Below are 13,029 nucleotides of genomic sequence, written 5' to 3'. Positions count from 1 at the left end.
TTCCGCCCGTCTCGCGATTCGTGTGCATGTAGTCGAATGCGCATCACGTAACGCCAACCATCCAGGTCGGGGCCATCAGTAACGCACATCGACGATCACGCTGTCGGTGTAGCTACCGACCGGCGGTGTCGACTGATCGGAGTAAATTCGGGCGACATACGGAAATGTCTGCACCGACGTGCCGTCCGCTGCCCCGCCGCTGCCAACCCGATTCGTTGCCTGCCCCCAGACCGTGCCGCCATTGGCCGCATAGATGTCGTACTGCAAGACGTTCGTGCCGCTCGTCATCTGCCTGCGTCCGTTCGCGGCGGCATGGCTGCCCGGGCTCAGGCCGACGGTATAGGTCATGCCTTTCGTGCAGGTCAACGACAGACTCCCGTTGACCTGCGCGAAACTCGCCACGGTCGGCGCGGATCCGAAGTTCACGTCGGGGGCGGCGATCGTGCAATCGTTCGTCACCGTCAGCGTGATCGGAAACGTCGCCGTATTCTGTCCGTCGTTCCATCCAAGACAGAAAGATCCGAAACCGGCGCCACTGCAGACATGCCACTTCCACGCAATCGTCAAGGTATCGGTGTAGGTTCCGGCGGCAACATTGCTTCCCAGTGCGGTTCGGAAAAACAACGGAAGCGCGACGCTCGAATCGCCGCCCAAACCGAGAAAGCTCACGAACTGGGTGTCGGCCCAGTTATAGAGCTGCCCGAAGTTCAACGGCTGCGAGTAATTCTTGTCGGCGAACATCGTATAGCCGATCGCATCGCCGGCGGCACCACTCAGCTTGCCGCCGTTGGCCGACGTGATCGTTCCGTTGATCGCATTTCCGGTCACGAGAAAGGCGAAAAGCGCGCCACCGCACGACAGCCCGGCACTCGGCGACGACGTGGATTGCTGTCGGCTTGACAGGTTCAGCGACGTGACCGAGCCGAACGCCGCCGGCGAAGGATTGGCCGTCGTGCAGTCCGCGTAGGCCGGCATCGGGGCAATCGTCGCGATGAGCGCCACGAATGCCGCACGCCGAATGAATCCGAAAAGCGATCTCATGGGATTGACCTCACAGTGACTCGTTGCATGACAGCGGCCCGATACGGCTCGTCTCGGCGGCGTTCACGTCAAGCGGAAACGCCGCGCTGCAATGCTTGCCGTCCGGCAACGCCACGCTCAGATGATTGGTGCTCGAGAGTCCTTCGAAATAGGTTTCCCCGTTCCAGCCGACGAGCGACGTTTGCCCGCTCTCGCGGTGCGTCACCGTTGAGCCGACCTTGACCGGTTTGCCATGCGCGTCGACCAGCAGGATGGTGGCCGACACCACGCGTTCGATCGGAAACGTCACGAGCGCGCCGGCACGGTGCCTCACGGCGACGCGCCGTTCGACCATCGACACCCGCATGTTGTCCGGCAGGCCAAGCGGGTCGATCTCGTACTTTGCCCCGTAGTAGGACGGCGCCCACGGCACCAGCAGATGGCCGCCGCTGTCCGTCGTGCCGATGCGCTGGTTCTCGTAGCGCACCGGAATGCCTTTCTGCCCTTGCGTGTCGACCAGCACGAACGAATCGTCGACGCGATTGGCCGGCAGCACCGCACCGTCCATGACGACCAGCGATCCCTGCATGTCGCCCCAGCGCGTATACCCCTCGCGCGAACCGTATCCGTAGACGCCGCCCTGCACCTGGAAGTAGCGATTGCGCCACGTCATGTCGCCCTGCTGATACCGGGAACCACCGCCTGCATACGCGAGATTCCAGCCGAAGCCGCCATCGCTCGGCACGCTGCGGCTGTATTGCACGATCCGGTTGTCGTTGCCGTCTCGCGACGCACTGACGCTCACCGTGCCCCGGCCACCGAGCGGCACGATCAGCTGAACCTGTGCATCGACGCCGCGGTTGCCGATCGTTCGGTTCAGCGATGCGTAAAGCGTCGCCCGGTCAAAGAGCGGCCGCGTATACGAGACGTTCGCGATCCGCATGCGCGAGCCGTCGCTGCCGCGTACGTCGAAATAACCCGCGCCGATCGCACCGCCAATCGCACCAAGATTCAGCGCGCCCGTGGCCTGCGTGCTGCTACGCACTTGTCGGTAAACGAGGCCGGCCGACAGATCGTATGCCGACAGATCCCTGAATCCGCCGGTTCGCTGGATCCGTTGCAACGAGACGCTGAAGCGTTGCGACGAATAGCCGTAACCGACCACGTATTGCTGCCCCGACGTGCCGCCCAGCGTGCTCTGGCTCGCGGCAACACTGGCGACGCCCAGCTGGCCGACGCCAAGTCCGAACCCCAGGCCGCCGAGCGCGAAACGTTCGCCGCCTTCCACGTGCCCTTCGATTGTCAGCGCGTTCGTCAGGCCATGACGCACGGTTCCCGACACCGCAAACTTGCCGTACGAAAGCGAGCTGATCCCGTAGTCGCGCCGCATGGCGCCCGCCGACAACGAGAAATCCGACAACCCTTTCCTCAGCAGCGTATTGGCGACGTAGAACGGAATGGTCGTCGCGACCTGACGTCCGAGCGCATCGGTCGTCACGACGGTGGCCTCGCCCGCACCGTTGATGAACGGCACGTTGTTCAGCGTGAAAGGGCCCGGGTTGACCCGGCCGGTCGTCGCCTTGCTGCCGTTGATGAACAGATCGACCGCAGTCGGCACGGCCGCCTGCCCCGAAAACTGCGGCAGCGGATACGTCACGATGTCCGGACGCACGCTGAAGTCGCGCGCCACGGATATGCCGCCGAGACGCACGGCGCTGGTCCACGAAAGAGCTCCGGTGACGAGGTCGCCCGCCGTATACGTCAGCATCCGGTTCTGATCGGAGTAGCTCCAGGTCGTGTCGTAACGCAGGTAGCGATTGTCGCCGCGCATGCCCGCGCCGCCACCGTACGATCGCCGGTAGACGCCGGTATTGGTCAGGATGCCCCAGCGATCGAACAGGCGCTGCTCGGTCCAGGCCGACGTATAGCCCGTGCCGCGCGTCGGCGAACTGGTGTAGACGTCGTAGTTGAACAGCAGGCCGCGACTCACCGCGGCAGGTGTCCTGTCGTACATCCTCGCCGATCCGACGGTCTGCTCCGGCAGCCAGTCGGATGGCACGGTCAGGTTCAACCGCTGTGCCGCGCCGTCGTATTCGACCTCGACGCCGTCGAGCTTGGCGAGATCGACCATTTCGTCGGCAGACGCTTCCGTGCGGACGGAAACCTTCGCAAGGTCTCCGGCCCGGACCGAGTAGGTCCCGTCAAGATAGCGCACCGGCACGACCTGTCCGGTTGCCAGATGATTGACCACCAGTTCGAGAAACAGCGTGCCGCTACGAACTAACCGAGTGGGCGGCGGCAGTTCCGTGGCGTAGCTTTCCGCGAGCGTCGCATCGCCTGCATGCACCGCGCTCGCCGCCGCCGCGAATGCAAGCCCGGTAACCCATACCATGCCGCGCATGCGCGGCATCCGCTCATTTCCTGCTCGACTATCTCGCACCGGCCCCCCGTCGAGTATCGTGACTGTCCGTTCCGAGCGACCTGTGAAACTACGGATGCATGTCAGCGTCATCCGGACGCATGTCGACGCCTGTCTTGCCGTTGACTGTCGCAACCAGGTTCGACTGCGTAGCGAGCTTCAGGCCCTGCGGCAACGGCCAGCGCATCCGGGCACCGGGCAACACGTAGCCCAGCAGCCCCCGCTCGATCTCGGTGCGCTGTTCCCCCGACTCGAACGCAATCTGCGTGATGCGCGCATGCACGACGCCGCGATTCGCCACCACGAGCCAGCGCTTGCCGTCCTCATGAGCGATATGCCAGCCGAGCACCGGCGTCGAAGCCGTGGCCGGATCGCGGCGCTGGTCCGGGTCTTCCTTGGTCCATACGCCGTTCCCGTCGACGAACAGCGGTATCGAGTAATGCATCTGGAACCGCACGCCGAGCGACGTATCGCCGCCCTTCCCCCCGGAATCCTCGGCCTGGGGAATCTCGTCGATGAGCACCCGATACGCGTCCTCGGTTCCAGGCGCGACATCGACCAGCTTCGTCAATCGGATCAACTGCCGCTTGCCGGGCAGCACCGTCGCCATCGGCGGGCTGCTCACGACGCGGCGCTGATTCTCCGCATGCAGTTCCTTCCAGTCGGCCTCGCGCCACGCAAGCACGCGTATCTGCAACGTGACCGGCTTGACGTCCTGATTCTCGAGCCACAACGCGCTCGCGCGCTGGTCGCTCTCGATCACCGGATCGATCGGCCAGATCATCACTGACGTGGCCGCATGAGCGGCACCCGCGCATGCGATCGTCATCGACACCGCCATTGCGGTCGCGGTCGCGCGCCGCATCGTGCGTCCCGGCTGACCGGTCGCCATCGGATCGTTCATAGCAGATTCCATCCTGACTCAGTAACTCACCGTGACCTGGGCGGTATCTGTATAAGTGCCGGCCGGTGCGGACCCGCCCGGCAGACCGAGCGAGCCGTAGATCGGCACACTCGCAACACCCGACACCGGCGTCGATACCGGCTGCCCGATATTGAGCGTTTGCGTGTGGGCGGCATCCGCATAGAGCTGATAACCGATCAGCGTTTGGCCCGGCCCCTGCAGGTTCCGCTGCGTATTGCCCGCGGACGGATTGAGTCCGCCGTCGACGGCAATCTTCAGCGTCGTGCCGGACGAACACTGGATCTGCAGCGCACTACCGGTCGTCACTGTATTGACCTGCCCGGTCGACACCGCGGGATGAGCGCCGAAATCAAGCAGCCCGAAATTGAGGCTGGTTCCGCCGCCCGACACGCCACACCCCGACACGATTTGCGCGCTGACCGCGAAGGCCTTCGTGGTCGGTATCGGCGTATCCGCCATGCCGGTAGCCGGAAACATGAAAGCACTCAACAGAAGAGCCCAAGCATTGCGGAGCCACATAGCGATCCCGTCGGGAGATAAGCGTCTTGCGGCACCGTCGGCCGCCGCAAGACCGGAGAGGGTTGGCGAGCGCGCTTACCAGCCGACCGTGACGTTCAGCACGTCGGAATACGTACCGGCCGCGAGAGCGGACGTGATGGTCTTGTTCACGACACCGTAGATCGGCAGCGCGAGCGCCGTGCCCGCCGTCAACGGGACGGTTTGCGCGGTACTCGCCACATACTGATTTTTGAACGCGTTATCCGAATAGACTTCGTACGGAACGTAAGACGTGCCGTTCGCCAGTGCGCGCGTGCCCGTTCCGACACCGGCCCCCTTCCCCGCGTTCTTGCCGCCGTCGACCGTGACTTTCACCGAGGTCACGTCGGGCGAACAAGTTATCTGAGTCGTGCTCGTTCCGGTCCCGGTCGTTTGCGCATTCAACGACCCGGTAAAGCCGCTCGGCTGCGTGCCGAAGTTGAGCGAACCGAAATTGCTGGTCGTGCTGACCGACCCGCTACCGGCATTGATTGCGCAACCGCTGGTCAGCACGAGCTGCGCATTGACGGTACCGTTGATCGGATTCGATTGCGCGTGCGCGAGCCCGCCGGCCACGGCGAACGAGACAACAAGCAGAGCTTTCGAGTGAGTCTTCATGTTTTTCCCCGGTTAAGTTGATCACTGCATGGTTGACAACTGGAAGCACGACGTTCGCCGGCGCCACCGCCAACCAACCAGGCGACGGGGCCGATTCCGACAATCCCCAAACACAACCCCGAACCATTCGAGTGCCGTCGGCACCGGAACTTTGAAAAGCATGCCGACTTCATCAATTTGATTCGCAATACGAATTAATTGACGGAAATCGTTAAACACGACGCCTGCTTGAATGCTTCCTCACCGATTTCAGGCTTGTTCCGCTCAATCGGTTCAGACTCGATTAAATCATCCAGACCGATTGCAGGAAAGAGCACGAACGGACACGCGCGACGTAGTTCCGGACACCGGTATCTCATCGATATCCGGCAGGCTGTTCGGAAAATGCCGGATGCTCCGCCTCACGGCGAAGCATCCTCTGCGCGATCAGCGCGCCTTCGGTGTCGCGTACCGGATCGGCAAATTGACCCTCGCCTGCGGCAGCAACTTGATCAGCTTCGCCCGAGCCTCGACCGCATCCTCGAACGACGCGAAGCGCAACGTGCTGATGCGCACCGGCGCGTAGTAGGCCGTCGCCACGGGTGATTTGCCGAGCTGACCTGCCACCTCGCGCACACGATCCGGATCGACTTGCGAAACGACCAGTTCATTGCGGGTCTCGCCCACCACGCCGCGCTCGTTGACAAGCAGCGTCGGTCGATCGCCTGTCGGACCGGCACGCATGGATCTGGCGGCTTCGCCCGCATCCAGGTGCTTGAAGGTCTGACCATCCAGCCGCACCGACGGCGCATGCGCATACTGCGACAGTTCCTGCGGCGACAATTGCTTGCCGGCGATCGATTCGGCCGCGTTCACATGCAGCGTGACGAGCACTGACAGCATCGCGCCTGAAATCCAGTGCCTGGAAAAAGATTGATGGTTCATGATCCGGGTCTCTCAACGGGCCGCGATGATGCGGTATTCGACGGACAACGGTTTGCTCAGGCGCGTGAGGTTACCGTCGTAGCTGTTGCATCCGGGCTGCGGCACTGCGTTGACCGCGTAGACTTCCCAGGTTCCTGCGGATTGCTCACCGTAGAACGCGTAGCTGCCGAGGCCGTAGTGGCTGACTTGCGAAACATTGTTCTTGTAGTAGCTGTTATACGGCAATGCAAGCGTCGAAATCGTACCGGACGGCGATTTGACGTACACACCCACGCTGCCGATACACACGCTACCGGTCAGGCGAAGCTGTAACTGATCGACGCTGTCGTTGCCGGATACGCTGAATTGGCCCAGCTTCTGAACTTGCCCGTATCGCATCTGCATGACGTCGGGAAAGGCCCGAATGAAACCAGGAATCGTCAACCCGGCATCGGCGTGCGACGTGTAGGATCTCGCTTTCCGGACCGCCGCCGCAGCGTCGATCAGGCCGAAGCCGTACCATGTCGAATATGCGTTGCCGGCGCCATTCGTCTGCCAGCCATAGTCGAGGCGCGCGGTGGTCGCTCCGTCGAAAAGGTCTGAACTGGTTTCGTCCGAGGCCCTACCGTCGCCGAGGTCGATCCGCGCATCACGTCCGTCACGCGAACCATAATCGGCGTCGATCTTTCGCGCGGTGGTGCGCAGAATATCCCTGACGTCGCGCCATGTCAGCTTCGGGTTGACCGACAGCATCAACGCCACAATGCCCGACACCATCGGAGTGGCCGCCGATGTGCCGTTCATGCTCGAGTACTTGCAGTCGGGATTCTCGCGAAAGTTGACAGGCGTGCCAGCCGTGTCGAAGTCGTTCGTCGCTTCGTCCTTCAAGTCGGCTGAAGAACGGTAGCGACTGTAACCGCGGTGACAGCCTGTCAAATCCGTCGAGAAAATCTTCGGACCGGAACCTGTCTCGCCGTACGCGCCACTGTCCCCGTCTTCGCCTCCCAAAGCGGTAATCCAGTTGATCGGGCCGGCATTCGAGTAACTTGCCTTTCTCCCCATCGCATTGGCGGCGCCTACCATGATCACGCCCGGTTCGAGACCTTCCGGATCATTGGCCGGATTCTCGCACGAGATCATGCCGCTCTTGCGTCCGACCGTCGGGCAGTCGCGCGTGGTATTGGTCGCCGCACTATAAATTCCGGCGTATTCGTTTCCCGTCGCCTTGAGCATGACGAGCCCCTTGCCGTTACGGCGCACCGGAAAAGTCCGGACGGCCTCCGTGCTCGACGTGTCGGTATCGTATTCAATCGGGCTCCGCGGATTGATCCCATACGATGCATTGATGATGTCAGCGTTCGCCGACCACGACACGCCGCCATAAGCGGCGACCTGATTCGAAACGAAATCGTCGAAGCCGAGATAGCGCGCACCGCCCAGATTCACATTCGGCGCAACGCCCACGACGCCTTTGCCATTCATTGCCGCTGCGGCTATTCCCGCGACGTGGGTGCCGTGAGCCGATTCGATATCGTCTGGCGTGGGGTCGTTCGTATCGTTGAAGAAGTTATGCATCATCGAGCGTTTGACGTTCGGCGCCAGATCTTCGTGTGCGATGTCGATACCGTCATCCAGCACCAGCAAATTGACGCCCTGCCCAAAAACGCCATCACGAAATACGCTCTCGAGGTCGAGGTCCGTCTTGCCGTCGGCCACGTTCGGGAAGCCCGCGAAGTAGCTCCCCGGCTGCTTCAGTGCCCATTGATATTTGAAAAGCGGCTCGCACTCGAAAGCGAGTGCGCCGTGGAACGGGCAAGCCAATTTCGCCGTACTGCCGCTTCCGTTGGCAGGACTGCCCGCGGCGGCACCGGTGCCTGGCGCATCGTCGCCGCCGCAGGCAGACAACGCCAGACTCGCGATCAGCGTCAAGCCGAATGTCTTTCGAGAACGATAGAGCATGGAATTTTCAAATCGATGTTGATGGGTATGCGCTGGTCCGCTGCCAGGATCGCGCTGCGATGCCGGCGTCGGGATCTTCGCCTCGCGCCCGCACAACGGCGCAACGCACCTTTTCCTGCCATTGACCTCCTCAAGAAATGTTCAGGACGCACTCCAATCCATTTCAACCTCGTCGCATTTACCCGATAACCGATCTCGACCAGGAATCAATTCAAGTCGATACCCATACCCCCTCACCGCGGTGAGCAGGTAACCATTCTCCGGCGTCAGGTCGAGCTTCCTCTTCAGATTCGACACGTGTGTCCGTATCTTCCCGCGAGCTTCCCCGGTCGAAACGCCCCAAGTCATTTCCTCGAGATAGTTCAACGAAAGTGACTCGCCCAGATTCCGGAAAAGCGAAAGAGAAATATGGAATTCCATCACGTTGACCGGAATGTTCGTTCTCTGCCGCCGGACCTTCTTGCTGAGCAGGTCGAATTCGTACGCTCCGTGAATTTCCCTGCTGGGACGCCCCTTTCTCGCCCTCGCGCGCCTCACGAGCGCATCGACATACGACAGAAAAACGGGACGTGACGCGGTGGTCGCGATATATGCGTCAGCGCCCGCGTCCAGCATCGACACGATTTTCCATTTCTCCACGCCCGACGTTACGAAAAGAATCGGCGTTTTCTCGAACGCGCCATTTTTCCGGCGAAGCAAGACCCTCCCCGACACGGAATCCAGATCCTCGAATCTCGTTACAAGGATGCTTAAATCGTCTAGATTCGTATAACTTAATATATCGTTAAAACTTCTGAAAAATATGCAATCGTAATCGGACTCTTCCAGATTCTTCACAATCCACGATTCTATTTTCGAATCCCTTGATAAAATTGCCGCCCGCTTCTTCGGCATCGTCAAAATCACGCGGCCACCTCTTTTCGTCCTCGACGCTTCAATTCGACACGCACGGCAGATCGACCGACTATCGCTCGGTTCTGCGCCCCCCTCATCCGAATCACGACCCTGACGATCCGCGCAGATACGGAATCACACCCCGCTCCACGGCGATCGATCGATCGCAAAACCCGTCGGGCAAGTACATCGCCGTGCGATCCCGGCGCCACGACCGGCCGATACGCGGGTACCGCGGACTTCGACTCGCCGAACGCTATACGACGCCGGCATCTCGCCGAAAATCACTCGGACTACATCCGGTCCACCGGCGGAACGCATTTCTGAAGCTCGACGTATCCGCGTAACCGAGCTTTTCGGCAATGTCGTCCATGCGCAAACGCTTATCCAGCAGCAGGCGCTTGGCCCTTTTTTGTCGCACCATATCCAGGACCTCGCGATAGCTGCAGCCTTCGTCGGTCAATCGCCGGCGCAGCGTTCGCTCGTTGATGCCAAGATGCCGGGCGACATCACTGCTGTCCGGATACTGGTCGGGAAGGGAATCAAGCAACGAGAGAATGCGCTCCCGATATCCGCGCACTTCCCGCGAGAGCATCGTATCGAGCGCTTCTCCGCTCATCGCGACGGCTGCCTGAAAGACTGCCCGATTTGCACTCGGTATCTCCTGATCGAAGCAACCGCCCGGCAACGTGAAAACAATGCTCCGGCCGCCGAACCGGACCGGAACGCCAAAGTGCGCCTCATACGGGCCCGGCTCGTCGATCGCTTCAGGAAGCCGCAAGCGAATCAACCCGACCTTGTCGCGCAGCAAATTCCTGGTGATCGCATATGACGCCGCGGCAACTACATTGGCATTGAAAAGCCTCAGCTCCGGGGGCAAATCCGGGCTGTCGCGCAAATCGATGCTGACATCGACGGTACCGGCATCGGATGCGTCGACACGCACTCCACGAATATTCTGGTTAAGCGGCAGCATGTACGTCCTGACGACTTGAAACGCCTCTCCAAAGTTGGCGGCAGTCTTCAGAGCCAATCCGACAACGCCATAATCCGACAGCCGATAGTGCTCGCCGATACGAAGCGCTTCCCGTGGCGACATACTGTTCTGGGCAATCCAGTCGTAAAGCATTCCGCTAGGCAAGCGGCCCGCCGACCGGGAATCGCCCCACAGATCGGGAATCGCGACGCCCTTCTCCTTCAGATAATTGATGAGGGGCCGCCATTCGATGTCGAATCCGATGGTGTCGACGTGATCCATCCGCCCTCTCTTTCCGTTCCCGTGCTCTATGCAATGACGCCGCGCACCCGACATTTCGTCTTTCATTCACTCGTCGTCCATCATGTATCTGTCATACGCCGAGTTCATCGCGCCCCTCGGGGACGCGGATCAACACATGCTTCTCCAACGAAATCGATGCCCGACGCCAGCTTCGGGACATCGCAAACCACAACGCTGTCGCAATGCAACCGTTCACGATCGGTGCATCCTTTGTTTCCTGTTCATTCGGCATCCGAATTTTTTCATCGGCATTAGAACCCCGAACAACGCGATCGCCTCTCTCAGTCAAGAATAAAGGCTGACATGCAACGGCTCGAGAACTTCCATGAACCGCATCCGACCTCCGCGCTATCGATCACGCGCGTATCGAGCGACGACTGTCTGCTCAATGTAAAAATTAGAACATTCGGCCCCAAACCGGGGAAGCGTAACTGCGGACAATGAGCAGTTTTTTTCGGACAGCGCAATGCCGCTGTCATCGTGTCGAGAAACATGGCCTGTATCGCTGATGCCACGCTGGCGAGCTGGTCAGGGTCCGGGCGCTCTCCGGAGCGGGCTGCCCCTGAACCGCTTTCGAACCGAAAGTATTTTCCCATGGCACGCGCGGCACTCGATACTCTGCAAATGCAGACGCGCATTCCCGGGCAGTTGCCCATCGTGCGGAAAACCGGAACGATCGGGGAAATGGTCCGATCAGGTATGACGCAGGACCTGCGAAGATCCGATCCTTGCCGGAGACGCCAGCGGCATTTGCCAATCGCGGACTCGCGTACACGAGTGTCGGTTGGGGAATGGGTAATGACCGACGATCATCCCGGCGTAAGGCGACGCGCCGCGGCAGGATTCAGCGGCTTCGGACGCGTCGGCAGGTCACATGCGGGCGGGGGCACGACGGTCAGAATGGCTGGGCGGCCTCACCCTGGCCATCTGCCGAATCCGGGGCGAGCACCCTGCCCAATTGCACCTTGTTGCTCACCCCGAGGTGCGCATAGATACGCTGCAAATAAGTTCTGACGGTTGCGGGCGACAGGCCGATCACGCGTGAAATTTCCTTGTACGAGCGACCGGCTGCAAACAAACGTGCAATCGACCTCTCCTTGGGTGACAGGACGAACCCGTGCCCGTCCGGTGCAAGGGAAACATGCAGATAGGATCCGAAATAGCCGATCTCGACCGTCCTTCCCCCCAGACGCATACGGCAAGGCGCGTCGCTGAAGAGCTGAGCGAGTTCTTGCGGCAGCGTTCCGCCACGCCACGTTGGCCAGTTCGCGGAGATGAACTCGCACAACCCTCCGCCTATGCCGACAATTCTTCCGTCCTTGTCCGCAATCCCGCTCGAGTGCACGTTGTCCGCGGCCGGAACGGAAAGCATGCGTTGAAGATTCTTCCGCCATATCTGGAGCGTGTACTTCATGAACTGCCCGAAATATGCCATCTCGATTTCATCGAACGGCCGCGCCCCCTGCCCTCGGTACAGCGTGCAAAAGAAATGATTCCTCGTGAACGGCTCGCCCAGCAATATCGATACGCCATGGGCCAGATCGTATTCCCGACAAAATGCCCGAACCGCCTCTGTCTTACCGGGAGCGCCATAGTTCTGGTCCGTAGAAAAAGCGTGAACCTCCCCGATTCGGCTTTCAACTTCTTTCGCGAATGCGTCCTGGGCCGAGATGGGAAGCCACCTTTCCTCAAAGTCTGCCGGTAGTCCTATCAATTCCTTCTTGTAGACCGTCGGTGTGACTTCATTGGCGCCACGACCAACCAGCCCCCACCACGCGGAACGACAGGATATTGATTGACTGACCAGTGAAACCGCGGAGCCAATGAAGGAAGGGGCGGGAAGTTCGCACGAAAGCGCGTGGACCCGCAAAAAAACGTCTCCGAGGAAATTGATCGAATCAATCGATTCGCGCCGACTCGCCTTCATCACATATTTCCTAACAAGAAGAATTCGATCGGAATGAATGCAATCGTCGCGTCGACATACGGAAAGCCGGCATGGAGAGTTGAGTTGTTGCTGGAGGAACGAACGGCTTGTGGCCAGCGCATCGGCTTGATGAAGCCGGTGTCCGGTTGGGCGGAGCCAGTTTGGTCGAGTTCGTGAGATTACCGACAGTCGTCGATCTTAAACGATCGGGCCGGACGGCGTGATGCCGTCTCGACATGGCCCGATGCCTGAGAGGCATACCGGCTGCCTACGAAACCACCCGGACACCCCGAGAAACAAAAAACCCGTGAAGCCTTGCGGCATCACGGGTTTCGAATTTTCCTCGGCTAACCTCGGAACGGAATGTGGTGGGCCCGGCGGGGTTCGAACCCGCGACCAATCGATTATGAGTCGACTGCTCTAACCGCTGAGCTACAAGCCCTGATGAGAAGCGAAGCGTGCTACACGCAGCCCCGGCAAAGAAGCCGGGCCGGCATTGTAACAACAAAGACAGCAAAAGAGACAAACGCCACCGGCATCACACGGAT

10 protein-coding genes and 1 tRNA gene are annotated in these 13,029 nt (G+C 60.6%); all 11 read right to left on the bottom strand.

The genetic code is table 11. From position 1 onward, the window contains the following. Window positions 1-75: 75 nt before the first annotated feature. The 11 genes from VL15_RS29730 to VL15_RS29680 all read right to left on the bottom strand — a co-directional run bounded on the left by VL15_RS29730 (window position 76) and on the right by VL15_RS29680 (window position 12,923). Window positions 76-1,041: a spore coat U domain-containing protein gene (locus VL15_RS29730; protein ID WP_048250254.1), complete on the bottom strand. Its 966-nt coding sequence runs from the start codon at window positions 1,039-1,041 to the stop codon at window positions 76-78. A gap of 10 nt (window positions 1,042-1,051) precedes the next feature. After that, the gene (locus VL15_RS29725; RefSeq protein WP_048250253.1) at window positions 1,052-3,430 is read right to left on the bottom strand and encodes a fimbria/pilus outer membrane usher protein; all 2,379 of its coding nucleotides are present in this window, start codon (window positions 3,428-3,430) and stop codon (window positions 1,052-1,054) included. Between the two features lie 79 nt (window positions 3,431-3,509). Next, complete coding sequence (locus tag VL15_RS29720; protein WP_053077736.1) at window positions 3,510-4,355, bottom strand: fimbria/pilus periplasmic chaperone; 846 nt, start codon at window positions 4,353-4,355, stop codon at window positions 3,510-3,512. 6 nt (window positions 4,356-4,361) lie between these two features. Further along, window positions 4,362-4,883 (bottom strand): spore coat U domain-containing protein, encoded by a 522-nt coding sequence (locus VL15_RS29715; RefSeq protein WP_053077735.1) that lies wholly within the window; start codon window positions 4,881-4,883, stop codon window positions 4,362-4,364. A gap of 75 nt (window positions 4,884-4,958) precedes the next feature. Beyond that, window positions 4,959-5,519, bottom strand: coding sequence for a spore coat protein U domain-containing protein (locus VL15_RS29710; protein ID WP_048250251.1), 561 nt, complete (start codon window positions 5,517-5,519; stop codon window positions 4,959-4,961). A 426-nt stretch (window positions 5,520-5,945) separates the two neighbouring features. Beyond that, a complete protein-coding gene (locus VL15_RS29705) occupies window positions 5,946-6,392 on the bottom strand; it encodes a hypothetical protein (protein ID WP_155420319.1) in 447 nt (148 codons plus the stop codon). A gap of 63 nt (window positions 6,393-6,455) precedes the next feature. Next, window positions 6,456-8,381 (bottom strand): S8 family peptidase, encoded by a 1,926-nt coding sequence (locus VL15_RS29700; protein ID WP_048250249.1) that lies wholly within the window; start codon window positions 8,379-8,381, stop codon window positions 6,456-6,458. Window positions 8,382-8,522: 141 nt separating this feature from the next. After that, window positions 8,523-9,287, bottom strand: coding sequence for a response regulator transcription factor (locus tag VL15_RS39150; protein WP_053077733.1), 765 nt, complete (start codon window positions 9,285-9,287; stop codon window positions 8,523-8,525). Between the two features lie 244 nt (window positions 9,288-9,531). Next, window positions 9,532-10,533: an AraC family transcriptional regulator gene (locus VL15_RS29690; RefSeq protein ID WP_048250248.1), complete on the bottom strand. Its 1,002-nt coding sequence runs from the start codon at window positions 10,531-10,533 to the stop codon at window positions 9,532-9,534. Between the two features lie 916 nt (window positions 10,534-11,449). After that, entirely contained in the window at window positions 11,450-12,481 is a 1,032-nt protein-coding gene (locus VL15_RS29685; RefSeq protein WP_053077732.1) for a response regulator transcription factor, read from the bottom strand. Between the two features lie 366 nt (window positions 12,482-12,847). Continuing rightward, window positions 12,848-12,923, bottom strand: a tRNA-Ile gene (locus VL15_RS29680). Between the last annotated feature and the right edge of the window lie 106 nt (window positions 12,924-13,029).

Source organism: Burkholderia cepacia (assembly GCF_001039005.1).
GTDB classification, from domain to species: Bacteria; Pseudomonadota; Gammaproteobacteria; order Burkholderiales; family Burkholderiaceae; genus Burkholderia; species Burkholderia theae.
This window is presented reverse-complemented; position numbering and strand designations above follow the sequence as displayed.

Coding starts and splice junctions, on each gene's coding strand:
- VL15_RS29685 (WP_053077732.1), bottom strand. CDS start 12,481: ATGAAGGCGAGTCGGCGCGAATCGATTGATTCGATCAATTTCCTCGGA.
- VL15_RS29725 (WP_048250253.1), bottom strand. CDS start 3,430: ATGCCGCGCATGCGCGGCATGGTATGGGTTACCGGGCTTGCATTCGCG.
- VL15_RS29730 (WP_048250254.1), bottom strand. CDS start 1,041: ATGAGATCGCTTTTCGGATTCATTCGGCGTGCGGCATTCGTGGCGCTC.
- VL15_RS29715 (WP_053077735.1), bottom strand. CDS start 4,883: ATGTGGCTCCGCAATGCTTGGGCTCTTCTGTTGAGTGCTTTCATGTTT.
- VL15_RS29690 (WP_048250248.1), bottom strand. CDS start 10,533: ATGGATCACGTCGACACCATCGGATTCGACATCGAATGGCGGCCCCTC.
- VL15_RS29710 (WP_048250251.1), bottom strand. CDS start 5,519: ATGAAGACTCACTCGAAAGCTCTGCTTGTTGTCTCGTTCGCCGTGGCC.
- VL15_RS29700 (WP_048250249.1), bottom strand. CDS start 8,381: ATGCTCTATCGTTCTCGAAAGACATTCGGCTTGACGCTGATCGCGAGT.
- VL15_RS29720 (WP_053077736.1), bottom strand. CDS start 4,355: ATGGAATCTGCTATGAACGATCCGATGGCGACCGGTCAGCCGGGACGC.